The organism is Mesorhizobium sp. M0563 (genome assembly GCF_040321065.1).
Lineage (GTDB): Bacteria > Pseudomonadota > Alphaproteobacteria > Rhizobiales > Rhizobiaceae > Mesorhizobium.
This window is the reverse complement of sequence record NZ_JAMYQV010000025.1, coordinates 20,584-44,557: the sequence shown is the minus strand read 5'-3', so window position 1 is coordinate 44,557 and position 23,974 is coordinate 20,584. Positions and strand designations below refer to the sequence as shown.

Genomic DNA, 23,974 nt, shown 5'->3' with positions numbered 1-23,974 from the left:
CTGGAAAACCTCAGGCGGCAGCGCTCAGTCCCAGCCTCTCGAGCGCCAGCTTTCTTGTCGAGACATAGTCGGTCTTGCCCGAGCCCAGCACCGGGATTTCCTCGACCTTGACGATGTCGTTCGGTACCATCAGTTCGGCCGCCCCGGCCTTCTTGCCGAATTCGCGCAATTCGTCGGGATTGGCACTGTCGGCGGTGGTGACCAGGACGAGGCGCTCGCCGCGCCGTCTGTCCGGCACCGCCACCACGGCGTGATGCTCTTCCGGCCACAGCGACTGCACCAGCATCTCGACCGCACCAAGCGATACCATCTCGCCGGCGATCTTGGCGAAGCGCTTGGCGCGGCCGCGAATGGTGATGAAGCCTTCGCGATCGACCGAGACGATATCGCCGGTGTCGTGCCAGCCTTCGAGCGGCAGTAGCTCGCCCGGCCGATCGGCGGTCATGTAGCCCATCATCAGGTTCGGCCCGTCGAGCCACAGCCGGCCGGCGTCGCTAATGCCTTCGACCGGTTCGAGTTTCATGCGCATGGCCGGCAGCAGCCGCCCGACCGTGCCGTCGCGACCGTGGATGGCGGTGTTGACGGCGACCACCGGTGCGGCCTCGGTCAAGCCAAAACCTTCGATGATCTCGGCCTGGAAGCGTTCGCGATAAACCCGGCGCGTCTCCGGCTTCACCGCCTCGGCACCGGCGACGACAAAGCGCAGGCTGGAAAAATCGCCGTCCTTGGCGGTGCGGGCATAGTTGGCGAGGAACGTGTCGGTGCCGAACATCACCGTTGGCCGGACCTTGCGCGCCACCTCCGGAATAAGCTTGTAGTGGAGCGGTGAGGGGTAGAGGAACAGTTTTACGCCGGTGACCAGCGGCAGGATGGTGCCACCGGTCAGGCCGAACGAGTGGAACACCGGCAGCACGTTGAGCAGGATGTCGACCGGCGAGATGGTGATGCGGGCTTCGGCCTGCATGGCATTGGCAAGAAGGTTCCGGTGCGACAGCACAACTGCCTTGGGTGTGCCTTCCGAGCCGGAGGTGAACAGGATCACCGCCGGCTTGGCTGCATTCTGGCGCTGCAACGGCCATCGCCACAGCAAGGCGGCAGCGAGCTTGTCCAGCGCGGTCACGCTTGCGCGAACATCCTCCAGCCAGAGCAGTTTGGCTCCGCCCTTTTCCACCGCCTCGACTATGTCGGCGAGGTTGGCCTTTTCGACAAAGGCGCGTGAGGAGACCACGGTGCGGATCACCGCCGTGCGGATGGCGGCGGTGACGCTCGCTGGGCCGGCGGTATAGTTGATCATTGCTGCCACTCGCCCAGCCGACAAAACACCGACGAACGCCAGCACGAGGCCATTGGCGTTGGGCAGGAGCAGCCCAACCGCTTCGCTCGGCGCTGTCATTGCCTCGAAGCGGCGGCCCAAAACCCTGGCACCGATAAACATTTTCCGGTAGCTCAGCGCACCGCCGATGATGTCTTCGATAATTGGGTGCGAAGCGCCGACACGGTCGGCGGCATCACGCATGGCAAGGAACAGCCCTCGGTCGAGATCACTGCCAAAAAGCCTGGCCTCGGCGAAGCGATCGAACAGCGCATTGGTATTGGAGGCCTGATTGGGGTTCCGCGCCACCAACTCGGCGATGGTCATCGGCTCCAGCGCGCTGATCGACAGCTGCGGGAACCAGTGGCGCGGCGCCTTGTCTGCCGGCGTCAGCGACGCCGGCAGGCTGCGCGCGCCGGCAACGAAGATCGGCACGATGCGAGCGTCGGCCTGCATGGCGATACGGGTGATGGCGCGGAACAATCGAAACGACTTGACGTCGGGCTCGACCGCATTCGGAAGGTAAACCGCGAGCCGGCCCTTGCCCTTCAGCACCCGCACCAGTCTGCGGCTGACGAAGACGTGCTCGGCGTTGAAGGCGATGGTGCGGCCAAGCTCGCGCCATGGTTCCAGCCAGGGCGATCTGGCCGAAGCCGGGTCGAGAATGTGCAGCGTGTCCTCCGGCAGCAGCGACAGCATCAATGCCGGCTCGAGGCGCGACTGATGCCAGACGACGTAGATGACCGGAGCCGCCGACTTGCGGGCAATCTTGATTCGCTCGTCGTTGATCCGGTAGGCGAGCTTGAACGGCACGTAGAGCAGCGCCTGGCTCAAGCGCAGGCCGAGGCGGAACTTCTCCACCACGCCGATCAGCAGCCAGGCCGTGACAAGACCCGCAAGCAGCGCCAGTGTCAGGATCATCGCCGCATCTCCCAACAATCTCACGTCGCGGCTCTTCAGTGGCCGCTTCGGGTGAGAACCTAGCCGAAGTTGGATCAACGTCAATGCGGCTTCATTTTTCCGTCTCTCCTGCTATCAGTGGGCTCGGCTGCCTTCTCCACAAATCGCAGCTACGCCGCCTTCATCCTCCCGCTGATGAAGCGGAATTCCTGCGTCTTGCCGCCAAAGCCATACGCGGCCGCCGGCACTTCGTGCACGAGGGCATAGCTTTCCTCATGGACCTTGCCTAGCAGCCGGCCGAATGCTGCAAAGATTGCCTGGAGATAGGCCTCCAGTTCGAGCTTGGTATTGGTGCCGTCGACGACCTTGATGTCGAGCCAAGCCGTGTTGGCGCCGTGCTCGGCCAGCGACTTGCCGCCGGCGAACCAGTGCTCGGGGTCGAGATAGGAAATCGCGACAGCTGTGATCGTCGCGTCCTTGCGCAGATGCGTGGCCGTCAGTTCGGTCACCTCCTTGGCAATAGCGGCGGACAAAGCGGCATCGGGCTTGCCGGTAACGCTGACATTGATGATCGGCATGTTTCTTCTCCTCGGTTTCAAGCGGCGTCTCTTCGCCGTCGAGAAAATCATGCCATCGTTCTTGAGTCAGAAAAATCGAATTGTTTTTGATAAACACTTAGATATTATCGAATTATGCAGGCGCTCGATCCCGACCTTCTCAAAACTTTCCTGGCTTTCGTCGATAGCGGCTCGCTGGCGCAGGCGGCGTCGATCGTCGGCCGCTCGCCGTCGGCGGTGACCGCGCAGATGCAGCGGCTGGAGGATATAGTTGGCGAACCGCTGCTGGTGCCGCAGGGGCGAGGGCGTGGCCTGACGCCGGCAGGCGAGGATCTGGTCGGCCACGCGCGGCGCATTCTTGCTGCGCACCGCGAGGCGTGGCTGGCCCTCAAAGGGGCGCATGCCGATGGGCGCGTCGCCATCGGCACGACGCAGGATTTCGCCGACAGCGGCTTGCCGCAGCTTCTCAGGGCCTTCGCTGTCAGCCATCCGCGCGTCAGGATCGAATTGCGCGTCGGCCGCTCCGCCGAACTGGCGCAGGCTTTGCAAGCCGGCACCCTTGATCTGGCCATTGCCATGCGACAGGCGCCGACGCGGGACGAAGTCGGCGTGCTCAAAGAGCCAATGATCTGGCTTTGCTCACAAAACGGCTTGGCCACCCGCCAAGAGGAATTGCCCTTGGCGCTGCTCGATCCCCATTGCGGGTTTCGCGATGCAGCGACCAGTGCACTGGATGCGGCCGGCCGCCGCTATCGCATTGCTGCCGGCAGTGCCAGCCTTGCCGGCCTGCGTACGGCGGTACACGCTGGCATCGCTTTGACGTTGAGGACGGCGCGCTTCGCTCATTCCGGCATCGTCGAGGCGCCGCGCGATCTTGATCTGCCGCCGGTGCCGGTCGCCGAATTCGCCATCCGCTTGCGTGAGGATGCCGACCGGCCGGCGCAGGATCTGGCCGCGTTGTTCAGCGGCAACCTGGGCTTGGCCAGTTGAGTCAGCAAAGAAAAAGCCGACCTTGCGGTCGGCTTCTGAGTAGGACGGGCCGAGGGGTTTGGGGGGACTTGGGGGTGGCCCGTCGCAGCCATAATGCCTGAGCCCGATGATGGTTCCATGACTTTTCAAAATTTATTTTCAGGCACGGATTTCGCGTGATCGGACCCTCCAACTCGCCCTCGGGCGTGGCGAGGATTTTGGTCATGCATCCGCTGCGCGCTGCCTGGCCATCAGCCAGTCACGGCCGGCGTGAGCGAACACCGCGCAAAGCACGATTGCGCCGCCGACCATGCTGGCCGCCGGCGGGATCTCCGCCAGGAACAGGAAGGCGAACAGGATCGCGAATGGCACTTCGGCCGAACCCAGCAGTCCAGACTCGGCCGCCGGAATGAGCCGGGCGCCCTCCGTCCACAGGATCGAGGCAAGCGCGAACGAGGAGCCGAAGGTGGCTAGAAGCAATGCGTCCCTGGCCGAGACGGCCAGCGGATCGGTGACGAACCAGCCGAGCACGAACAAAAGGAATGCCGACACCGCACCCGCCCACACCACCGGCGTATCGCGGAAGGTGCGCACCATGATCATGTAGAGGGCGCTGCCGATCGTCATCAGCAGCGCCAGCCCGTCGCCGAACAGATGGCCGGTGCCGAAGCCCGACCAGACCATGATCGCCACCCCGCATAGTGACACGGCAGCGGCAGCAAGCGTCTGCAGCCGGAACGGTTCGCGGACCAACAGGAGGGCCAGCAGCGCGGTGACGAAGGGGGCGGTGGCATAGATGATGGCGACATTGGCGACAAAGGTGAACTTGAACGCCGAGATGAAGGCGATGCTGGCGAGCGCGCCCTCGATCGCCAGCAGCCAGCCGCGCCAGCCGAGCCGCAGGCTGTCGCGACCGCCGGAGCGCTGGCGGCGCCATAGCACATAGAGGCTGATCAGGATCGAGCCGACGAAGCCGCGCCAGCAGGTGATGGTCAGCGGGTCGGAATGGATCGATTTGGTCAGCACGCCGGTGAGGCCGAAGACGGCCGCCGACGCCGAGACCAGGATGATGCCAAGGGTACGTTCGCGGGCGCTTTCCACTGTGCCTGACATGTCCAGCGATTCCGTCATTTCACCAGCCTACGCTGCCCCGTCCTGACACCATAGTGTCAGCTTGATCGAGGCGTCGTGCATCGAAACAGCAGACCGGCAGCCCCGGTGAACAGGCTGCCGGCGAAGCCCTTTCGCGGGTTTCCAGGATGGCGTTATCGGCCATATGTCCGGCGGCCTTACGAATGTGTTGCGAGAGAGGGTGTGAAGGCGTTGGATGCTCCCCGTATCGTCAGGCTATACGGGCGAAACCCTGCCAAGCGCTACGCCAGCGGGGACTTGCGTTTGGGGCAGGCGACACCGCCGTTAAGCAGCGAAGCCAGGCAACTATGGGAGAGAAATGAAATGGACGCGATTGCATTGAAGGCCATGCAGGCGCCGCTGAAGGAGGCCTATCGCGACGACGCCTCGCGCGCGCTGATTACTCTCCGCGCCAAAGGCTCGATCGACGACCAATCGATCGCCTGCAAGGTCGAGACGGGCAGGGCGATCGCCATTGCCGGGCTGCATCCGGCGACCGGCGGCACCGGGCTCGAACTCTGCTCCGGCGACATGCTGCTGGAGGCGCTGGTGGCTTGCGCCGGCGTCACGCTGAAGGCGGTGGCCACGGCGCTGGAATTCAAGCTTGGGGCCGCCACAGTGGAAGCCGAAGGCGATCTCGACTTTCGCGGCACGCTTGGCGTGGCGAGGGATGCGCCTGTTGGCTTCCGCGCCATCCGGCTGACATTCGGCCTCGACACCGACGAGCCGCAGGAGCGCATCGATGCGCTGATCAAGTTGACCGAGCGCTACTGCGTGGTGCTCCAGACCATCAGCCAGAAGCCCGAATTGACGGTAAGCGCGCGACGCTGATGTGCCAATCTCTCCCCCTCAAGGGAGGAGATGACGCTCCTACTGCGCCGACGGCTCCTCGGCGTCGCCCTCGTCCGCGAACGGCGAGGCACTCGGCACGCACTGCACCGACCAGCCGGCCGGCGTCGGCTGCTTCTGGTATTCGGTGACGGCGGAGGTGCACTGTTCGCGGGTGTCGAAGGTGCTGGGCAGCACGACCATGCCGCCTTGCGGGCCGGCGATCACCAGATACCAGACCAACGCTACGCTCGGTGCCGCCATGGGTGTTTCCTCGCTCTGCTTGTTTTGGGAGTCGGTGCGATCCTAGCAACTCCGGCCAAGCGGCGAAAGCTGGGCCGAAGCGCGGCGTTAAGCCACGGCATCACAGCCGCGTGATGCAAGGCCGCTTACTCCGGCTGCCGGTAGGCGACAAAGCGGTTGTGCTTGGCCTGGAAGATCAGCCCCGTCTCCTTGAGCGCAGGGCTGGCCAACGGCACGATACGCTTGGCGATCTCCGAAGGGTGCGGCAGCGTTTCCGGATACTCGCCGGGTACGGCCTGCGCCCGCATCGCGGTGCGCGTTGCCCCGGGATCGGCGGCGTTGACCCTGAGCGGCAGGTTTTCGGTCTCATGGGCCCACGAACGCGTCATGGCCTCGACCGCCGCCTTCGACGCCGCATAAGGCGCCCAGAAGGCGCGTGCGGAGTGGGCCAGGCTGGAGCTCAGCACGATAGCGCGGCCGGCATCGGAAAGCCTCAGCAGCGGGTCGACCGAGCGGATCAGCCGCCATGTTGCGGTGACGTTGATGGTCATCACCTTCTCGAAGGTCTTTGCCTCGACATGGCCGATCGGGGCGATGACGCCGAGCACAGCGGCGTTGGCGACCAGTATGTCGAGCTTGCCCCAGCGCTCGTGGATGGCGCCGCCCAGCCGGTCGATCCCCGCCATGTCGGCAAGATCGAGCGGGACGAGCGTCGCTTGTCCGCCGCCTGCTTTGATCTGGTCGTCGAGCTCTTCCAGCCCGCCGACGGTGCGGGCAACCGCAATCACATGCGCACCGGCTGCGGCAAGCTCCCTGGCGATGAAATAGCCGATACCGCGCGAGGCGCCGGTGACGACCGCAACGCGGCCGGAGAGATCGAGGGTCATGCTTGAACTTCCATGAGGTCGGCGTGAAGCACCCCCCTCTGCCTTGCCGGGCATCTCCCCCTCAAGGGGGGAGATTGGCCCTCATCAGGCTCAGCGCCTGTTCTGCGACCGTCGCGATTGGCGAAAGTCGACAGTTCAGCCGATCTCCCCCCTTGAGGGGGAGATGCCCGGCAGGGCAGAGGGGGGGTAACCTGGCGAAGACAAATGGCGATCCGGCAACCTTACGACCCGCCCGCCGCCAAGAGCGAAAGCGTGCGGACATTGTCGGAGCCTTCGAAATCGGCAAGCCGGGTCGGATACTGGCCGGTGAAGCAGGCGTCGCAGAATTGCGGCTGCTCGTTGTCGCGGCCGGCTTCGCCGACGGCCCGGTAGAGCCCGTCGATCGAGAGGAAGCCGAGCGAATCGACGCGGATGAACTCGGCCATCTCCTCCACCGACATGCGCGAGGCCAGCAACTTCGACTTTTCCGGTGTGTCGACGCCGTAAAAGCACGAGGCGCGCGTCGGCGGCGAGGCGATGCGCATATGCACCTCCTTGGCGCCGGCATCGCGCACCATCTGCACGATCTTCTGGCTGGTGGTGCCGCGTACGATCGAATCGTCGACCAGCACCACACGCTTGCCTTCGATCATGCGGCGATTGGCGTTGTGCTTGAGCTTGACGCCCATGTGGCGGATCGAATCGCCGGGCTGGATGAAGGTGCGGCCGACATAGTGATTGCGGATGATGCCGAGCTCGAACGGAATGCCCGCGGCCTGCGAAAAGCCGATCGCCGCCGGTGTGCCCGAATCCGGCACCGGCACGACAATGTCGGCCTCGACCGGGCTCTCCAGTGCCAGCTCGGCGCCGATGCGCTTGCGTACCTCGTAGACATTGCGGCCTTCGACCGAAGAATCCGGCCGGGCGAAGTAGACATATTCGAAAATGCAGAAGCGGGTCTTCTGCGGCTCGAACGGGAACAGGCTTTCGATGGCCTTGCTGGTGACGACGACCATTTCGCCGGGCTTCAGGTCGCGCACGAAACGCGCCCCGATAATATCGAGCGCACAGGTCTCCGAGGCGAGAATCCAGGCGCCGTCGAGATCGCCTAGCACCAGCGGCCGGATACCGAGCGGGTCGCGGCAACCGATCATCTTCTTGGACGTCATTGCCACTAACGAGAAGGCGCCTTCGACCTGGCGCACCGCATCGATGAAGCGCGAATTGAGGTCGCGCTCCTTGCTGGTGGCGACCAGATGCAAGAGCGTCTCGGTGTCGGAGGTGGAAGAGAAGATGGCGCCCTGCTTCTGCAGGGCGCGCTGAACGGTCATGGCGTTGGTGAGATTGCCGTTATGGGCGACGGCAAAGCCGCCATCGGCAAGTTCGGCGAAGAAAGGCTGGATGTTGCGCAAGCCAGCGCCACCGGTGGTGGCATAGCGTGTGTGGCCGATGGCACGGTTGCCTTGCAGGCTGTCGATGACACGCTGCTTGGTGAAGGTGTCGCCGATCAGGCCGACATGGCGTTCGACATGGAATTGGGTGCCGTCATAGGAAACGATGCCGGCCGCTTCCTGGCCGCGATGCTGCAACGCATGCAGGCCGAGTGTTACGATGGCTGCGGCGTCCTGCCGGCCGAAAATGCCGAACACGCCGCATTCGTCGTGGAAATGGTCGTCGGCTTCGGCGGAAAGCACGTCGTCTGCGTCTGCCACTGAGGCTGCCATTGGGGGCTCAAGCTCCGCTAAAGTCGCCATATAAGGTCATAGCGCATCGAAAGCAACGCACGTCGTGCGACGTTCACATGATCGACAGTCTCGAGGCGAGCAAGTCTGCCGAAATCAGTTTGCCGGCGCCGGGTTTGCAGGTGCCGGCGTCGCGGGCGCATTGTCGGCCGGCGGAGCGTCGCTGTCATCGGGTGCCGGAGCAGTGGCGTCGTCGCCGGCGGCAGGTGCTTCCGCTGCAGGCGCGTCGGGGGCCAGAGGCGTCTCGGTGGCCGGCCGATTCGGATTGAGCTTGTTGAGGATGGCGTTTTCCGGATCCTCGGGCAGCAGGCTTTCCAGCTTGGCACCGATCGATTCGAGCAGCGGCTTTGACTTGGCGTTGGCAATCCAGCCTGGAGCTTTGGCGCCGGCCAGCCAATTGAAAAACAGCAGTGCGACCGCGACCACCAGGATGCCGCGCGCCGCGCCATAGAGGAAGCCAAGTGTGCGATCGAGCGCGCCGATCCTGGAATCGATGATCCAGTCGGCGAGCTTCATGGTGATGACGGAAACGACGATCAGCGCGACAATGAAGACGATACCGGCGGCCGCCGCCATGGCTGCCTTTTCGTTGTCGATATAGGGCTGAATGTAAGGCAGCACCGGCTTGTAGAAGAAGAAGGCCGCCGCAGCGGCAACTGCCCAGGAGATGATCGACAGGATCTCGCGCGAAAAGCCGCGAACCATGGCGAGCATCGCCGAGACCAGGGTGAAGCCGACGAGAATTCCGTCAAGCAGCGTAATCGGCATGTTTTTCGCCCCGCTCCGATCTCTTTTTCACGACTCGACGAGCCGCATCAGTCTTGCTCGTCGGCGCGGCTGCGCCGAGAGCCGGCTATGCGCGCCACGAGATCGGCAAGCTCGGTGGGCTGGAAAGCGCCGGCTCCGATCCCCCCGGCCCCATTACCACCAACAAGTTCCTCGCTGCCCAAGGGCAGAACCGCGCTTCCGAAACCCAGCTTTTCGGCTTCCTTGAGGCGCTGCTGCGCATGCGCAACCGGCCTCACCGCCCCCGAAAGGCTGATTTCGCCGAAATAGACGCAATCGGCGGGAAGGGCAAGACCGGTGAGCGAGGAAACCAGTGCCGCCGCCACCGCCAGGTCGGCCGCCGGCTCTGAAATGCGGTAGCCGCCGGCAACGTTGAGATAGACGTCGTGCGTGCCGAAGCGAACGCCGCAATGGGCTTCCAGAACCGCCAGGATCATCGACAGCCGGGCGCCGTCCCAGCCGACGACGGCGCGGCGTGGCGTGCCGAGCGTCGAAGGTGCTACCAGCGCCTGGATCTCGACCAGCACCGGCCGTGTGCCTTCCATGCCGGCGAAAACCGCGGCACCCGGCGATTTCGCGTGACGTTCACCGAGGAAAAGCTCGGACGGGTTGGCGACTTCCCGCAAGCCCTTGTCCGACATTTCGAAGACGCCGATCTCGTCGGTTGGCCCGAAGCGGTTCTTGACCGTTCGCAGGATGCGGTAGTGGTGGCCGCCTTCGCCCTCGAAATAGAGCACCGCGTCGACCATGTGCTCGACGACGCGTGGGCCGGCGATCTGGCCCTCCTTGGTGACATGGCCGACCAGAACGATCGCCGCCCCTGTGGATTTTGCATAGCGGATCATCGCTTGGGCGGCGGCACGCACCTGGGTCACCGTGCCGGGCGCTGAATCGGCCATGTCGGTCCATAGCGTCTGGATCGAATCGAGAATGACCAGGTCCGGCCGCTTGCCATCGGCAATGGTGGCGAGGATGTCCTCGACGTTGGTCTCGGCGGCGAGTTCGACCGGGGTGTCGGCGACGCCGAGCCGCTGGGCGCGCAGCCTGATCTGGGCGACCGCTTCTTCACCGGAGACGTAGACGATGCGGTGGCCCTTTGCCGCCAGTGCGGCTGCAGCCTGGGTGAGCAGCGTCGACTTGCCGATGCCGGGATCGCCGCCGACCAAAAGCGCCGAGCCGCGCACGAAGCCGCCGCCGGTGGCGCGGTCGAGTTCGCCGATGCCGGAGACGATGCGCGGCGCGTCCTCGATGTCGCCGGAGAGGCTGGTCAGCACCACCGCGCGGCCTTTGCGGGCGTTGCGGGTGTTGGCCGGGCCGGAGCCGATGCCGCCCGACGTGCCTTCCTCGACCAGCGTGTTCCACTCGCCGCAGGCATCACATTTGCCGGCCCAACGCTGATGCACCGAACCGCAATTCTGGCAGATGAACTGGATACGGGATTTGGCCATCAGTTTATTGGTTCCAAGAGGTATTTGGGACGATCCCAGTAAACCGGCAAAGCATCTTCGATCGTATCGAAATGAGTGCGGCGCTGGCCGTTTCTCAGAGCCCAATTGTCGTATGCCGACCAACACGCATATCTGAACAGACCGACCGCGAAGTCGTTCTCTCGCCCGACTTCATCGTGCAACGTCTCCAGCAATCTCATAAGGGCAGTCGAGAGGCGACGATCATTGAGCCGGTGCATCAAAAGGAATGCGCACCCGATCGCCGCCAGAGAGGTGTCGTGCCGAGTTTCGTCCAACGAAAGGGCCAAAAAACTCAGCAGATCGTCGATGTCAGCTGTCGCTCCCAATTTCCAAACTCGATAAAGACCGGTCACTGCCGCGCTTCGCGTATAGTCTTCGACATGCTTGGCAAGGAATTTCCTCACCAATTCAACGTTCTCGGGCGTAGGTTCGCTTGAGTAGCAGAACACCAGCAAACCGGCGTGCGATTCCGTGCGAGAAATTGACCGGGCAGATCTCAAATATTCAGTGAGTTGCGCGCGTTCATCCTCGGAGATGTTATACTCTTCGAATTTTATCCTTTGGTAGATATCGCTAAAGTCCAATCGGCTGCTCCGCGACAATGCCTACTCGAACCGATCCGGCAAATGATGCTCTTCCGCAAGGTCCGAGAAGCGGGTGAATTCGCCCTGGAAGGCGAGGCTGACCGATCCCGTTGGGCCGTGGCGCTGCTTGGCGACGATTACTTCGGCCTTGCCGCGCATCTCGTTCATCTCGTGTTCCCACTTGATGTATTCGTCGGTGCCCGGCTTCGGCTCGCGGTTCTTCAGATAATATTCCTCGCGGTAGACGAACAGCACCACGTCGGCGTCCTGCTCGATGGAGCCCGATTCGCGCAGATCCGAAAGCTGCGGGCGCTTGTCGTCGCGGCTCTCGACCTGGCGCGACAGCTGCGACAGCGCGATGATCGGCACCGCCAACTCCTTGGCCAGTGCCTTGAGCCCGGTGGTGATCTCGGTGATTTCCTGGACGCGGTTTTGCGATGATTTCGCGCTCGATCCCTGCATCAGCTGGATATAGTCGATGACGATGACGTCGAGGCCGCGCTGGCGCTTCAAGCGACGCGCGCGGGCGGACAGCTGAGCGATGGAAATACCGCCGGTCTGGTCGATGAACAGCGGGATTTTCTGCATGGTCTGCGAACAGGCGACGAGCTTTTCGAAATCCATCTCGCTGATCTCGCCGCGGCGGATTTTCGACGACGGGATTTCGGTCTGTTCGGAAATAATGCGGGTGGCGAGCTGTTCGGATGACATTTCGAGCGAAAAGAAGCCGACGACGCCGCCATTGGCCGCCTTGAACGAGCCGTCGGCCTGCTGCGCCGGGACATACGCCTCCGCGATATTGAAGGCGATGTTGGTGGCGAGCGAGGTTTTACCCATGCCGGGGCGGCCGGCAATGATGATCAAGTCGGACGACTGCAGGCCGCCCATGCGACGGTCGAGGTCGCGCAAGCCGGTGGCGACGCCCGACAAATGCCCGTCGCGCATATAGGCGGCATTGGCCATGTCGACCGCCGTCTTGACAGCGTCGGTGAAGCTCTCGAAGCCGCCGTCGTAGCGGCCGGTCTCGGCCAGTTCGAACAGCCGCCGCTCGGCGTCCTCGATCTGGTCGGAGGGCGACATGTCGACCGGCGCGTCATAGGCGATGTTGACCATGTCCTCGCCGACGGTGATCAGCGCGCGGCGCGTGGCCAGATCGTAGATGGCGCGGCCGTAGTCGGTGGCGTTGACGACGGTGACGGCCTCGACCGCCAGCCGCACGACATATTGCGCCACCGTCATGTCGCCGACCTTCTCGTCGGCCGGCAGGAAGGTCTTAAGCGTGATCGGCGTCGCGATCTTGCCCATGCGGATGAGCTCGGCCGCGACCTCGAAGATCTTCCTGTGCAGCGGCTCGTAGAAATGGCCAGGCTTCAGAAAGTCGGAGACGCGGTAGAACGCATCGTTGTTGACCAGTATGGCGCCGAGCAGCGCCTGCTCGGCCTCGATGTTGTTCGGCGCCTCGCGATAGAGCGGTGTTTCCGCCACGCCGAATTTTCGTGCTGCCTCTGCCATGATGTCCCCGGTCCTGATCCCGGTCTCTCGATAGCAGAACGAGACAAGTCGGTGATGACTTATCTGCATCAGTCCCCAACCAACCAACTTTGATGCCCGCGATTCACAGCCAAGATACTTCGGTGGAAAGAATCTCGATTGACTCGAATCAAGATGGCGAGCCTAACCGTTCTTGGGCGAGAACAAAACAGGAAAATAGCTGCCGATCATTCCGGCAAGGCGTCACCCCAGTCCAGTCGCCGCGCGGCCTTGAACGTCTCGCCGTCGCGCTTCGTGAACAGTCGCTCGGCGGCATGACCATCCTGTTGGCAAAGCTTCAGCAAGACCTTGCCGGAGCCCGATTTCGGTGGTGCGATCACCCGCGCGCGGGGCGGAGCGGCCGGATGACGGGAAGCGGCGACAAAGATGAACTTTTCGTCCTCCCACGGCACCTCGGCATCCTTGGCCAGACGGTGCAGGCGCGAGCGGGCGACGCGGCGGGCGAAATGGCACCAGTCGGGAGCGACAAGTGGGCAGGGCGCCTCATGCGGGCAGGGCGCGAGCACGTGCGCCCCCGCCTCGATCAGCTGCCGCCGCACGGCAAGGATGCGCTGCCAGCCGGCCGGCGTGCCGGGCTCGACGACCAGCAGCGTGTCGGCGGTCAGCTGCCAGAGCCGGTCGATTAGTTTTGCCAGCGATGCCGGCGCGATCTCATCCAGCACATAGGCCGAAGTCACCAGCTCGGCCGGCTCCAGATCGACCAGGTCGATGGTGACGTCGCCGGTCAGCCAGGCGGTCTTGGCATGGATTGTCTCGGCGGCAAGCGCCTCGCCGACCCGCCGCACCGCGGCACCGGCCTCGAGCAGCACTGCCTGTTCGAGATCGGGCCAGAGATCGATTGTGGCCCAAAGCACCGTGCCAGGGCCGGCGCCGACATCGAGCAAGGTCTTCGGAGCATAGTCGGGCCGAGACTCGCCCACCGCATCGAGGCTGGCACGGACGGCCGCATAGGTCGCCGGAAGCCGCGTTGCCAGATAGGCCTTAACCGCCATTTCTTCGGCCATGTGCAGGCGGCCATCGCGCAACTCGGCGCGGTAGCGGTCCGACAGCGTCTTGGCCGCTTGCTTGATCATCGGCAACGGCACCTGTTCGAGAAGGCGGTCGACGCCTTGTCTAAGCGGGGCGGGCAGTTCCATGGTCTACGCAGCCCGAGGTGCGAGCACGATGACCGAGGCGCCAATGATGCACATCGTGGCACCGGCAAGATCCCAACTGTCGGGGTGCACGCCTTCCGCCAACCATAGCCAGACCAGCGAGGCGGCAATGTAGATGCCGCCATAGGCGGCATAGGCCCGGCCCGCCGCACTGGTGTCGACAAGCGCCAGCAGCCACGCGAATAGCACCAGTGAGACGAGACCGGGCGCCAACCACAGCGGCGACTTATCCAGCCGCCACCACGCCCAGAACGAGAAGCAGCCGGCGATCTCGGCAAGTGCGGCGGCGACGTAGAGGTGGTAGGTCATGAAAAAAGGTCCCGCGTTGACGAGACCTTTTTCAGCGTGCCAGCCGGCAATGGCAAGCGGCAATGGCGCGATCGCCGGCAGTCTACTCCGGATCCGCCACCTTGCGGCGGCGAGTGGGCTTGGCGGCAGGAGCCTTTTCACGACGTCCAAGATCGCGCATCTCCAGCGCCTTCTCGCAACTGGCCATGTAGTCGCGCGTCACCGGCAGCGTGTCGTTCTTCTTGGCAATCTGGATCTGGAAGATCACCAGATCCTGCCATCGGAAGGCAGCTTCCGAGGCGGCAAGATAGAACTCCCACATGCGGCAGAAGCGCTCGTCATAGATCGCCTTGGCCTTGTCGCGGTTGGCGGCAAAGCGCTCGCCCCAATGCTTCAGCGTCTCGGCATAATGCAGCCGCAGAACCTCGATGTCGGTGACGACGAGCCCCGACTTTTCGATAGCCGGCATCACTTCGGAGAGCGACGGGATATAGCCGCCCGGGAAGATGTATTTGCGAATGAAGGCGCTGGTCGCCCACGGCACACCGGAACGGCCGATCGTGTGCAGCAGCATGACACCGTCCGGCTTCAGCAGCGTCGCCGACTTGTCGAAGAAGGTACGGAAATGATTGACGCCGACATGCTCGAACATGCCGACCGAGACGATGCGGTCGAAACGCTCATTGAGCTCGCGATAGTCCTTGAGGTCGAAATGCACCCGGTTTTGCAGGCCTTGCGCGTGCGCGCGGTCGGTGGCGACGCCGTGCTGCTCGGTCGACAGCGTCACGCCTTGCACGTCGACGTCGAACGCCTTGGCGAGATAGAGGCCAAGCCCGCCCCAGCCGGAGCCGATGTCGAGTACCGTCTGGCCCGCTTTCAACCTGAGCTTGGCGGCGATGTGGCGCTTCTTGGCTGCCTGGGCCTCATCGAGCGTCATGTCCGGCTGCTCGAAATAGGCGCAGGAATACTGCATGTCTTCATCGAGGAAGAGGCGATAGAGGTCGCCCGACAGATCGTAGTGGCGCTGCACGTTGCGGCGCGCCCGCGACGCCGTGTTGATCTGCTGCAGGCGCCGGAAGGCGTGGCGCAGACCCTCGATCGCCTTCGACCAGGTGGCATCGATGCCGCCGCTGCCCATGTTCTGGAACGCAATGCGCATCACCCCCAGCACGCCGCCCTCGATAATGTCGAGTTCACCGTCCATGTAGGCTTCCGGCACCGCCAGCATCGGATCAAAAGTGATGGCGCGCTCGGCATGCCTTGTCTTGATGTGCATGTGCACCGGCTCGCCGCTGCCGTCACCAAAAGTCACCATCGAGCCTTGCGGCCCTGTCACCTTGAGATTGCCTGTGCGGACCAGGCGGTCGAGAACGCGCTTCAGCAGAATATTCATGACCAATTGTCCCCTCTCGGCCAGACATGCTGTCCTATTCTGCATCAAGATATAGGGGTTCGAAAAGTTCCATTTGGCATAAAAATGCCCGGGTGCGAGGCCCGGGCATTGGTCCAGATAGGTATTAGCCGACGAATGCCGGCGAACAACGATCAGCCGTTGTCTTCGCCGCCCTCGAACTCCGCGTTCGGATCGAAGAAATTTTCCGGCCGCGCATTGTCGTTGATGTCTTCGCCGTAGATGGCTTCGGCGGTGGTCAGCGTTTCGCCCTTGGCCTGGCGCTCGGCTTCGTCGGCCGTGCGGGCAATGTTGAGCGTGATGGTGACCTCGACTTCCGGGTGCAGCGCGATCGCCACGTTGGTGACGCCGATGGTCTTGATCGGCTGATTGAGAAGGATCTGGTTGCGGTTCACCGAAAAACCTTCCGCCGTCAACAGCTCGGCGATGTCGCGCGTCGACACCGAACCATAGAGCTGACCGGTCTCGCCGGCCGAGCGCACGGCGATGAAGCTCTTGCCGTCGAGCTTTTCAGCAATCTGCGCGGCCTCGGACTTGCGCTCCAGGTTCCGAGCTTCGAGCTGGGCGCGCTGTCCCTCGAACTTCTTCTTGTTACCTTCGTTGGCGCGCAGCGCCTTGCCCTGCGGCAGCAGGAAATTTCGGGCGAACCCGTCCTTGACCCTGACGGTGTCGCCCATCTGGCCGAGCCGGGAAACGCGTTCGAGAAGAATGACTTCCATGGTTTTGTTCCTTCGGTTGGGCGCCTATCCTCAGGATCGGCGCCGAATTGTTTGGAACAGGTCAGGAAGCTGGGGCGTCGCCGCCTGTGTCGCTGTCCTGCCTGTCGCGGCAGTTAGGATCTCTTGTCGAAATCCAACCCGGGATTTGGTGTTCGATCCAGCTACGCCCGTCGTGGCCGGTGAAAAAAGCAGGCGGCGAACCGCCCGCTGGCTAGACCATGATCCCGAAAAGTGAAAACCGGTTTTCGGATAAGATCATGGTCAACTAATCAGTCTTAGCGGACCACGTAGGGCAGCAGGCCGAGGAAGCGGGCGCGCTTGATCGCCTTGGCGAGTTCGCGCTGCTTCTTCTGGCTGACGGCGGTAATGCGCGACGGCACGATCTTGCCGCGCTCGGAAATGTAGCGCTGCAGAAGCCGCACGTCCTTGTAGTCGATCTTCGGCGCGTTGGCGCCGGAGAACGGGCAAGTCTTGCGGCGACGGTGGAAGGGGCGCCGGGTTGGGATCTGGTTGATGTCGACCATTATTCTGCGGCTCCTTCAAAGCCTTCGCGCGGACGGCGCGGGCCACGATCGGCACCCCCATCGCCGAAGCTGCGCGGCGGACGATCACCACGGTCACCGCGATCGCGGTCGCCGAATGAGCGCGGGCCACGATCGCCACGGTCGCGGTCGCCGAAGCCGCCGCGTTCCGAGCGCTCTTCGCGCTTCTGCATCATTGCCGACGGGCCTTCCTCATGCGCATCGACCTTGATGGTCAGGAAACGCAGCACGTCCTCGGACAGGCCCATCTGGCGCTCCATCTCATTGAGCGCGGCCGGCGGGCAGGTGATGTCCATGAGTGTATAATATGCCTTCCGGTTCTTGTTGACCCGGTAGGTGAGGGACTTCAGTCCCCAGTTCTCGACCCGGCCGACGGACCCGCCATTCGCGGTGAGGACGCCCTTGTACTGTTCGACAAGTGCATCGACCTGCTGCTGCGAGAGGTCCTGCCGGGCAAGAAACACATGTTCGTATAGAGCCATAGTGTTCGTGCCTTTCTTCGTTTCTCTCCCGGTTCCCGGCGGCAAAAGCCTCTGCAACTTCTCTGACCCGCAATCCTTGCGAAGACGGGGAAGAAAGGAGCATGATGAGACGGTCGAGAGCGGAGACACGGGAGGCGGAAGCGCTTCTGGCTCCACGCGAAGGTTTCGAAAACCTCCGGCCCTCCGTTCAGCCCCCAGCAAGGACCGGCAGATTGCGGGCGTCTATACAGGAATTTGACCGCAAAGCAAGGCCAAACGACAGGCCAAACGGCTCGACTAGCGCCCTACCTTCCAGAGCACAACGGACCTCGATGGCAAGGTTTTACGGATTTCCTGAAACCTGACCTTAACCATCATGCGAAGTTCCCCGTGCCGGCGGGCGTGGTGGCAACCCGCCGTTCATCATGCGAATGCAAAACGAAACAGTTCGCGCGCGGCCGCCAGCAAGGCGGTTTGGGGGTAAAATGCTGTTCGACAAGTTCTGCCGTTCGAAGAGCGGCAACTTTGCCCTGATGCTGGCGTTCGGGTTGCCTGCGGTTCTGACGGCCGTCGCCTTTGCCGTGGACGTGTCCACCTTGATGAGGGCCAAGGTCAGCTTGCAGAACGCGCTCGATGCCGCGAACCTTGCATCTTCGCATCTCGGCGACATCGAGGCCACGCGCAAGGACGTGTTCGACCGCTATTTCCAGACCAATGTCGCCGGCCACAGCGAGTTGAGGAACGCCGAAGCGACGCTTACCGTCGAAAGGGGCCTCAATTACATCCAGACAAAGGCTGTCGCCGCGGCGGACGTCAACTTGAACTTCGCTTTCCTGTTCGGCAACGACAAGCGCATCACGGTCGATGCTGGCGCCGTCGAATCGACCAATCAGCTCGAAGTCGTACTGGTGCTCGACAATACCGGGTCGATGGCCAGCAACGATCGCATCGGCGCATTGCGGACGGCGGCGACGGGCTTGATCGATATGCTCGAAGCCGCGAAGTCGCCGACACGCAGCGTACGTGTCGCAGTGGTGCCGTTCGTCACCGCGGTCAACGTCAAGGGCGAGGACTACGATCCGTCCTGGATCGACATGGCCGGCAAATCGCCGAACAATGGCGCCAATTTCCCCTTGGTCGGCGGCAAGCGCATCACCCATATGGACCTGTTCAAGCAATTGGGCGTCGAATGGAGAGGCTGCGTCGAGGCGCGGCCCGGAACCAACAATGTTTCCGACATTTCGCCCGACCAAAACAAACCGGACACCCTGTTCGTACCTTATTTCGCGCCGGACGATCCAGGTAACGCCAAAAATCCGAACAGCTCCTATGGCAATTCGGCGACCGGCTACAATAATTCCTATCTCGACGATACGGTTATCACCCTGCTTCCCGGCCTCACCGGCGACATCGCGAAGTACAGTGTTTCGACGATGAAGCTGATCAACGACAAGAAAGGCCCCCTGACCATCGGCCCAAACCGGGCCTGTCCGACGCCGATAGTGCCGCTGACCGACGATTTCGACAAATTGCGTAAGGCCGTCAGTGAGATGATCGAATGGAACGGCTCGGGGACCAATGTTTCGGAAGGGTTGTCATGGGGGATGCGGGTACTCTCGCCGGAACCGCCCTACAGTGACGGCGCGCCGTTCAGGGCGTCAGGCACGACCAAAACGGTGCTGCTGCTCACCGACGGCGAAAATGTTGTCTATGGCGCGAAGGATACGCCACAGAAGTCGGACTATGGTTCTTACGGGTTCCTGGCTTCGGGTCGGTTCGGATCCAGCGACCAGACCGCGGCCGCGCGCAATGTCGACGACTGGACAACCAATGTCTGCAACACGTTGAAGAAACAGGACGTGCAGATCTTCACAGTACTGCTGCAGGCCGACACCGCAGCCAACCGCAAGCTCTACGAGGCCTGCGCGTCGTCGCCGTCGGATTATTACCCGACCAACGACGTCAGTCAGCTCGAAAGCGTCTTCCTGAAAATCGGAAGCTCGATCTCGCAACTGCACTTGACGAACTGAACGACGTCAGTCGCCCAACGGCCGTTCCGCCGCCGCTGCTCAACTCGTGTGCGCAGCCACTTTGCCTGTGGTTTCGGGGAAGAAGTCGGGCGCCGCATGGCGCTTGCCGAACATCATGTCGTACTGCAGCAGACGGAAGTCGCGGATTGCCGGGTCGATCTCTTTCTGACGCGACCAATCGGGGGTGGCGTCGCCCGCCGGTGCCAACAGCAAATTGCGGTCGATGACGCGGTAGTGCTCCCGCAACTGGCCGAGGAAGCCGGTATAATAGGGATGACTGATGCCGGCAGTCTTCAGGATATGGTAGGGCAGGAAGGCTGGGCTGACGGCGCCGAGATCCTCGGCCGGGCCGCTGCGGTTCGACCAGACGATCAGCGGCGTCTGGTGATGCAGCAGCATCTGGTCGGCCGCCTCCTTGCGCGGCGCGACATTGTCCTTCATGAAACCGGTCTCGACGTAGACCGGCCCAAGCGGCGGCAGATGGTCGCCGAAGAAGGCGATGACCGTCGGCCGCTGGCGTTTCTTCGCCCATTCGATCAGCCGCTCGAGGCCGCGGTCCGCGTCGGAAGAGCCTTCGGCGTAGCTCAACAGCGATTCACGCGCCCATTGGCTGATCGGCGCCTGCACCTTATGGGTCGGATTGTTATAGCGATACGGCTCATACGGCCCGTGGTTCTGCAGGCTGACGGCGAAAAAGAACACCGGCTCGGCGCTGGTATCGGCCTCGTGGATGATCTCGTCGGTCATCGCCGCGTCCGACGCGAGCGGTCCGCGTTTTTGCATGGGCGGCAACGTCTCCTCGGACTTGAAGTCGTTGAAGCCGAAATCGGCATAGACGGCTCCCCGGTTCCAGAACCAGTTGGTGCCGGGGTGGATGGCGCGTGCCCGATAGCCCTGACTTTTCAGGAAGGTCGCCAGTGACGGGGTCGGTGTCCGCACATATTGCTGGTAAGGAATACTGCCCGCCGGCAGGAAGGCGTTGGAAAAGCCGGTCAGGGCCTCGAACTCGATGTTGGCCGTCATGCCGCCGAATTCGGGCGAGAACATGTAGCCCGTGCGCAGTGCCCGCACATTGGGGATAGGGTCGGGCGTGATGGTGACGCCGGGCAGCTTGGTCGGATCCCAGAAGGATTCGCTCATGACGACGATGATGTCGGGCTTCTCGGCGGGTACCGAGACCGTCACCTGCGGTTTGCCGATCGCTTCGATCGCCTTGCCGGAATAGCCGGGCGGCGCCGAGACATGGGCCATCGGGACGTTCAGCGCGAATGCGAGCGCAAAACCGTTCGAGGCATAGTTTTCCTTCTGGTCCCACATGATCGGGATGATCTGCAGCCGGTCGCGCGTCCATGAGAAAGTGGCATAGTCCATGATGGAGACGAAGAAGGCGATCAGCGGCACTGTCAGCGTCAGCCGGGCAAGGCGGCCCTTGTGGCTGAGCGCCGGAACGCGGCGGCGCCATAGCCGCCAGCCATAGACGAGAAGCGACAGCCCGCCGACGATGCCGATCGCCAGGGCAATGGCGGTTCCCGGGCGATCGCGTACCAGGAGCGGCATCAGCGCCACGATCTGCCGGGAATAGAGGAAATCGGTCGGATAGAGCGGATCGCCGAGATAGAGCGACTTCTGGTGGCCGACGAACGCCAGCGACAACGTCAGCGGCGCGAGGATCATCAGGCTCTGATGGCTGCGGCCGAGCACGGCGTCGAGCCCTATGAGGATCAACGCAAAAATGATGATTGTGGTCCAGCCGGGTTTGAAGGGCTGCAGAAAGAAGTCGATGGTGCCGGCAAAGTTGCCGCGCACGATCAATTCGATAGCGAACACCAGGATGGCCGCGGCCAACAGGCTGATGAAGCCATAGCGGATGACAGGCCATTTGCGCCCTGGCAGATAGCCGGTGGCCGGATCGCCTTCGAGAAACTGTGGCGCGGCCTCGGCTGCGCTCTTCTTGGTCTTTGCCACTGCGATAGTTCCCCGGCCCGCAACAAAAGCGTCACTCGACTGTCATCGAACTGTCACGCAAAGCTAGCGCCTGTGGCGGAAATAAGAAGAGCCAGCAAACAAATCGTGAGCGGTTTTCATCATGAGTGATCGCCAAAAAGCCTGCCGAAACAGGCACTCGGCCGACGTTGCGCGGTCAAGGTTGGACTTGACTTGGCCGCACGCCTTGCGTCACAGGCAACGAGAACCAGCAGCTGGGAGCCGCCGATGGCCATCGCATTCACCTTTCCGGGGCAGGGCAGCCAGGCTGTCAGCATGGGCAAGGACCTTGCCGATACCTTTGTTGAATCGCGGCGGATCTTCGAGGAAGTCGATGATGCGCTCGGCGAAAATCTATCGAAGCTTATCTGGGAAGGCCCGGAAGAGACGCTGACGCTGACCGCCAATGCCCAGCCGGCGCTGATGGCGGTGTCGCTTGCCGCAATCCGGGCGTTGGAGGCGCGCGGCTTCTCCCTGAAAGGCAAGGTCACCTATGTCGCCGGCCACTCGCTTGGCGAATATTCGGCACTTGCGGCCGCCGGTTTCGTTTCGGTCGCCGACGCCGCCCGACTGTTGCGCATCCGGGGTAACGCCATGCAGGCGGCGGTACCGGCCGGCGAGGGCGCCATGGCGGCGATCATCGGGCTGGAACAAGCCGACGTCGAAGCCGCCTGCGCAGAGGCTGCCCAAGGCGCGGCCAAAGATCCCGCGCAAGCCTTGGTTTGCCAGATCGCCAATGATAATGGCGGCGGCCAGCTGGTAATCTCCGGCGCCAGGTCGGCGGTCGAACTGGCGGCGAAGCTATGCACGGAGAAGGGCGCCAAGCGGGCGCTCATGCTGCAGGTTTCGGCGCCCTTCCATTCGGCATTGATGAAGCCGGCGGCCGAGATCATGCGGGAGGCACTGGCCGCCGTGACGAAGAGTGCACCGGCCGTGCCGCTGGTCTCCAATGTTACGGTGACCCCGACGAGCGATCCCGACGAGATCGCCCGCCGCCTCGTCGAACAAGTGATCGGGCGCGTGCGCTGGCGCGAAACGGTGGAGTGGTTCGGCGCGAATGGCGTTGCGACGCTATATGAAGTAGGCGCCGGCAAGGTTCTGTCGGGGCTGGCGCGGCGCATTAACCGCGATATTGCCACCAGCGCAATCGGATCCGCGGCGGATGTCGAGGCGGCGCTGGCGGCGCTTGCATAATCAACTGGCGATTTGACCCCGCTCCGTGCGAAGGGTGTTCGCTCAGATCAGGAGACAAAAATGTTCGAATTGACCGGCCGCAAGGCGCTCGTCACCGGCGCATCGGGGGGCATCGGCGAGGCGATCGCCCGCGTACTGCATGGCCAGGGCGCCATCGTCGGCCTGCACGGCACGCGTATCGAGAAACTGGAGGCGCTGGCCGCCGAACTGGGCGACCGGGTCAAGCTGTTTCCGGCCAATCTTTCCAATCGCGACGAGGTCAAGGCGCTTGGCCAGAAGGCGGAGGCCGATCTCGAAGGCGTCGACATCCTCGTCAACAATGCCGGCATCACGAAGGACGGGTTGTTCGTACGCATGGCTGATGCCGACTGGGATAGCGTGATCGAGGTCAACTTGACCGCCGTGTTCCGGCTGACCCGCGAGCTTACCCATCCGATGATGCGGCGCCGCCATGGCCGCATCATCAACATCACTTCAGTGGTCGGCGTCACCGGCAATCCCGGCCAGGCCAATTATTGCGCCTCCAAAGCCGGAATGATCGGCTTTTCCAAATCGCTGGCGCAGGAGATCGCCACCCGCAATATAACCGTCAACTGCGTCGCCCCGGGCTTCATCGAATCGGCGATGACCGACAAGCTCAACGACAAGCAGAAAGAGGCGATCATGGCGGCGATCCCGACGCGGCGCATGGGCACGGGCGCCGAAGTCGCCTCTGCCGTCGCCTACCTCGCTTCCAATGAGGCGGCCTACGTCACCGGCCAGACCGTTCATGTCAATGGCGGCATGGCAATGATCTAACACTTGGGAAAACGCTTCATTCCGTCTTGGATGCACGGGATTTTTCGTGTAATGCCGCCCGCAACCCGGCGGTTCGGGCAAAAACCGGTCCTGTTCCGCTGCGTTTCCCGCAGGACCATCTTTCAGCTTGATTAGCGGCATTCTGCCCGCTAACGAAGACAGACAACCAAAAGACGAGGATGCCCAAATGAGTGACACCGCAGAGCGCGTCAAGAAGATTGTCATCGAGCACCTTGGCGTCGATGCCGACAAGGTGACGGAGCAGGCGAGCTTCATCGATGATCTGGGCGCGGACAGCCTCGACACGGTCGAACTTGTCATGGCGTTCGAAGAAGAGTTCGGCGTCGAAATCCCCGACGATGCGGCCGAGACCATCCTGACTGTTGGCGATGCGGTGAAATACATCGACAAGGCCTCGGCCTGACGCTATTTGCAGTCATCACCGGGGAGGACCTG

Annotated in this window: 23 protein-coding genes; 6 read left to right on the top strand and 17 right to left on the bottom strand. The window is 63.0% G+C overall.

Annotated features, from left to right (window positions below):
• Positions 1–10: 10 nt before the first annotated feature.
• Complete coding sequence (locus NKI50_RS25920; protein ID WP_023719844.1) at positions 11–2,233, bottom strand: AMP-binding protein; 2,223 nt, start codon at positions 2,231–2,233, stop codon at positions 11–13.
• Positions 2,234–2,382: 149 nt separating this feature from the next.
• Positions 2,383–2,790 carry a tautomerase family protein gene (locus tag NKI50_RS25915; RefSeq protein WP_023719843.1) on the bottom strand — a complete coding sequence of 136 codons (408 nt, stop codon included), beginning with the start codon at positions 2,788–2,790 and terminating at the stop codon, positions 2,383–2,385.
• A gap of 114 nt (positions 2,791–2,904) precedes the next feature.
• Here NKI50_RS25915 and NKI50_RS25910 point away from each other — a divergent pair, with 114 nt between their 5' ends.
• The gene (locus NKI50_RS25910; protein ID WP_352548981.1) at positions 2,905–3,759 is read left to right on the top strand and encodes a LysR substrate-binding domain-containing protein; all 855 of its coding nucleotides are present in this window, start codon (positions 2,905–2,907) and stop codon (positions 3,757–3,759) included.
• Between the two features lie 201 nt (positions 3,760–3,960).
• Here the strand turns inward: NKI50_RS25910 and NKI50_RS25905 are convergent, their stop codons facing one another.
• The gene (locus tag NKI50_RS25905; RefSeq protein ID WP_023719842.1) at positions 3,961–4,869 is read right to left on the bottom strand and encodes a DMT family transporter; all 909 of its coding nucleotides are present in this window, start codon (positions 4,867–4,869) and stop codon (positions 3,961–3,963) included.
• A 324-nt stretch (positions 4,870–5,193) separates the two neighbouring features.
• Here NKI50_RS25905 and NKI50_RS25900 point away from each other — a divergent pair, with 324 nt between their 5' ends.
• Complete coding sequence (locus tag NKI50_RS25900) at positions 5,194–5,700, top strand: OsmC family protein (protein ID WP_023719841.1); 507 nt, start codon at positions 5,194–5,196, stop codon at positions 5,698–5,700.
• 39 nt (positions 5,701–5,739) lie between these two features.
• Here NKI50_RS25900 and NKI50_RS25895 read toward each other — a convergent pair whose 3' ends face one another.
• From NKI50_RS25895 to rpsF, 13 genes are all read right to left on the bottom strand, one after another.
• The gene (locus NKI50_RS25895; RefSeq protein WP_023719840.1) at positions 5,740–5,961 is read right to left on the bottom strand and encodes a hypothetical protein; all 222 of its coding nucleotides are present in this window, start codon (positions 5,959–5,961) and stop codon (positions 5,740–5,742) included.
• A gap of 125 nt (positions 5,962–6,086) precedes the next feature.
• The gene (locus tag NKI50_RS25890) at positions 6,087–6,827 is read right to left on the bottom strand and encodes an SDR family NAD(P)-dependent oxidoreductase (protein WP_023719839.1); all 741 of its coding nucleotides are present in this window, start codon (positions 6,825–6,827) and stop codon (positions 6,087–6,089) included.
• 221 nt (positions 6,828–7,048) lie between these two features.
• A complete protein-coding gene (purF, locus tag NKI50_RS25885; protein ID WP_502900384.1) occupies positions 7,049–8,530 on the bottom strand; it encodes an amidophosphoribosyltransferase in 1,482 nt (493 codons plus the stop codon).
• A 114-nt stretch (positions 8,531–8,644) separates the two neighbouring features.
• Positions 8,645–9,316, bottom strand: a complete 672-nt coding sequence (locus tag NKI50_RS25880; RefSeq protein ID WP_352481821.1) for a CvpA family protein — start codon at positions 9,314–9,316, stop codon at positions 8,645–8,647.
• Between the two features lie 47 nt (positions 9,317–9,363).
• On the bottom strand, positions 9,364–10,782 hold the full coding sequence (gene radA, locus NKI50_RS25875; RefSeq protein WP_023719836.1) for a DNA repair protein RadA: 1,419 nt from the start codon (positions 10,780–10,782) through the stop codon (positions 9,364–9,366).
• Positions 10,782–11,387: a hypothetical protein gene (locus NKI50_RS25870; protein WP_352481820.1), complete on the bottom strand. Its 606-nt coding sequence runs from the start codon at positions 11,385–11,387 to the stop codon at positions 10,782–10,784. Before NKI50_RS25870 ends, radA begins: the two co-directional genes overlap by 1 nt.
• 21 nt (positions 11,388–11,408) lie before the next feature.
• Entirely contained in the window at positions 11,409–12,899 is a 1,491-nt protein-coding gene (locus tag NKI50_RS25865) for a replicative DNA helicase (RefSeq protein ID WP_023677714.1), read from the bottom strand.
• Between the two features lie 206 nt (positions 12,900–13,105).
• Entirely contained in the window at positions 13,106–14,074 is a 969-nt protein-coding gene (locus NKI50_RS25860) for a small ribosomal subunit Rsm22 family protein (protein WP_023719834.1), read from the bottom strand.
• Between the two features lie 3 nt (positions 14,075–14,077).
• Entirely contained in the window at positions 14,078–14,401 is a 324-nt protein-coding gene (locus tag NKI50_RS25855; protein WP_352639510.1) for a YnfA family protein, read from the bottom strand.
• A gap of 82 nt (positions 14,402–14,483) precedes the next feature.
• Entirely contained in the window at positions 14,484–15,773 is a 1,290-nt protein-coding gene (locus NKI50_RS25850) for a cyclopropane fatty acid synthase (protein ID WP_023719832.1), read from the bottom strand.
• Between the two features lie 152 nt (positions 15,774–15,925).
• Positions 15,926–16,510, bottom strand: a complete 585-nt coding sequence (gene rplI, locus NKI50_RS25845; RefSeq protein ID WP_352481815.1) for a 50S ribosomal protein L9 — start codon at positions 16,508–16,510, stop codon at positions 15,926–15,928.
• A gap of 275 nt (positions 16,511–16,785) precedes the next feature.
• Entirely contained in the window at positions 16,786–17,034 is a 249-nt protein-coding gene (gene rpsR / locus NKI50_RS25840) for a 30S ribosomal protein S18 (protein ID WP_006203718.1), read from the bottom strand.
• On the bottom strand, positions 17,034–17,534 hold the full coding sequence (rpsF, locus tag NKI50_RS25835; protein WP_352481813.1) for a 30S ribosomal protein S6: 501 nt from the start codon (positions 17,532–17,534) through the stop codon (positions 17,034–17,036). Before rpsF ends, rpsR begins: the two co-directional genes overlap by 1 nt.
• 464 nt (positions 17,535–17,998) lie before the next feature.
• Here rpsF and NKI50_RS25830 point away from each other — a divergent pair, with 464 nt between their 5' ends.
• Complete coding sequence (locus NKI50_RS25830; protein WP_352481812.1) at positions 17,999–19,543, top strand: pilus assembly protein TadG-related protein; 1,545 nt, start codon at positions 17,999–18,001, stop codon at positions 19,541–19,543.
• A gap of 39 nt (positions 19,544–19,582) precedes the next feature.
• Here NKI50_RS25830 and NKI50_RS25825 read toward each other — a convergent pair whose 3' ends face one another.
• Positions 19,583–21,508: an LTA synthase family protein gene (locus tag NKI50_RS25825; RefSeq protein ID WP_352494869.1), complete on the bottom strand. Its 1,926-nt coding sequence runs from the start codon at positions 21,506–21,508 to the stop codon at positions 19,583–19,585.
• 246 nt (positions 21,509–21,754) lie between these two features.
• Here NKI50_RS25825 and fabD point away from each other — a divergent pair, with 246 nt between their 5' ends.
• From fabD to NKI50_RS25810, 3 genes are all read left to right on the top strand, one after another.
• Positions 21,755–22,720: an ACP S-malonyltransferase gene (fabD, locus tag NKI50_RS25820; RefSeq protein ID WP_352639508.1), complete on the top strand. Its 966-nt coding sequence runs from the start codon at positions 21,755–21,757 to the stop codon at positions 22,718–22,720.
• A 60-nt stretch (positions 22,721–22,780) separates the two neighbouring features.
• Complete coding sequence (fabG, locus tag NKI50_RS25815) at positions 22,781–23,518, top strand: 3-oxoacyl-[acyl-carrier-protein] reductase (protein WP_023719826.1); 738 nt, start codon at positions 22,781–22,783, stop codon at positions 23,516–23,518.
• 187 nt (positions 23,519–23,705) lie between these two features.
• Complete coding sequence (locus NKI50_RS25810) at positions 23,706–23,942, top strand: acyl carrier protein (protein ID WP_006203723.1); 237 nt, start codon at positions 23,706–23,708, stop codon at positions 23,940–23,942.
• Positions 23,943–23,974 lie beyond the last annotated feature (32 nt).

What these genes read in the sequence shown, in the direction of transcription:
- NKI50_RS25920 (WP_023719844.1), bottom strand. Translation starts at nt 2,233, where the DNA reads ATGATCCTGACACTGGCGCTGCTTGCGGGTCTTGTCACGGCCTGGCTG.
- NKI50_RS25915 (WP_023719843.1), bottom strand. Translation starts at nt 2,790, where the DNA reads ATGCCGATCATCAATGTCAGCGTTACCGGCAAGCCCGATGCCGCTTTG.
- NKI50_RS25910 (WP_352548981.1), top strand. Translation starts at nt 2,905, where the DNA reads ATGCAGGCGCTCGATCCCGACCTTCTCAAAACTTTCCTGGCTTTCGTC.
- NKI50_RS25905 (WP_023719842.1), bottom strand. Translation starts at nt 4,869, where the DNA reads ATGACGGAATCGCTGGACATGTCAGGCACAGTGGAAAGCGCCCGCGAA.
- NKI50_RS25900 (WP_023719841.1), top strand. Translation starts at nt 5,194, where the DNA reads ATGGACGCGATTGCATTGAAGGCCATGCAGGCGCCGCTGAAGGAGGCC.
- NKI50_RS25895 (WP_023719840.1), bottom strand. Translation starts at nt 5,961, where the DNA reads ATGGCGGCACCGAGCGTAGCGTTGGTCTGGTATCTGGTGATCGCCGGC.
- NKI50_RS25890 (WP_023719839.1), bottom strand. Translation starts at nt 6,827, where the DNA reads ATGACCCTCGATCTCTCCGGCCGCGTTGCGGTCGTCACCGGCGCCTCG.
- purF (WP_502900384.1), bottom strand. Translation starts at nt 8,530, where the DNA reads ATGGCAGCCTCAGTGGCAGACGCAGACGACGTGCTTTCCGCCGAAGCC.
- NKI50_RS25880 (WP_352481821.1), bottom strand. Translation starts at nt 9,316, where the DNA reads ATGCCGATTACGCTGCTTGACGGAATTCTCGTCGGCTTCACCCTGGTC.
- radA (WP_023719836.1), bottom strand. Translation starts at nt 10,782, where the DNA reads ATGGCCAAATCCCGTATCCAGTTCATCTGCCAGAATTGCGGTTCGGTG.
- NKI50_RS25865 (WP_023677714.1), bottom strand. Translation starts at nt 12,899, where the DNA reads ATGGCAGAGGCAGCACGAAAATTCGGCGTGGCGGAAACACCGCTCTAT.
- NKI50_RS25860 (WP_023719834.1), bottom strand. Translation starts at nt 14,074, where the DNA reads ATGGAACTGCCCGCCCCGCTTAGACAAGGCGTCGACCGCCTTCTCGAA.
- NKI50_RS25855 (WP_352639510.1), bottom strand. Translation starts at nt 14,401, where the DNA reads ATGACCTACCACCTCTACGTCGCCGCCGCACTTGCCGAGATCGCCGGC.
- NKI50_RS25850 (WP_023719832.1), bottom strand. Translation starts at nt 15,773, where the DNA reads ATGAATATTCTGCTGAAGCGCGTTCTCGACCGCCTGGTCCGCACAGGC.
- rplI (WP_352481815.1), bottom strand. Translation starts at nt 16,510, where the DNA reads ATGGAAGTCATTCTTCTCGAACGCGTTTCCCGGCTCGGCCAGATGGGC.
- rpsR (WP_006203718.1), bottom strand. Translation starts at nt 17,034, where the DNA reads ATGGTCGACATCAACCAGATCCCAACCCGGCGCCCCTTCCACCGTCGC.
- rpsF (WP_352481813.1), bottom strand. Translation starts at nt 17,534, where the DNA reads ATGGCTCTATACGAACATGTGTTTCTTGCCCGGCAGGACCTCTCGCAG.
- NKI50_RS25830 (WP_352481812.1), top strand. Translation starts at nt 17,999, where the DNA reads ATGCTGTTCGACAAGTTCTGCCGTTCGAAGAGCGGCAACTTTGCCCTG.
- fabD (WP_352639508.1), top strand. Translation starts at nt 21,755, where the DNA reads ATGGCCATCGCATTCACCTTTCCGGGGCAGGGCAGCCAGGCTGTCAGC.
- fabG (WP_023719826.1), top strand. Translation starts at nt 22,781, where the DNA reads ATGTTCGAATTGACCGGCCGCAAGGCGCTCGTCACCGGCGCATCGGGG.
- NKI50_RS25810 (WP_006203723.1), top strand. Translation starts at nt 23,706, where the DNA reads ATGAGTGACACCGCAGAGCGCGTCAAGAAGATTGTCATCGAGCACCTT.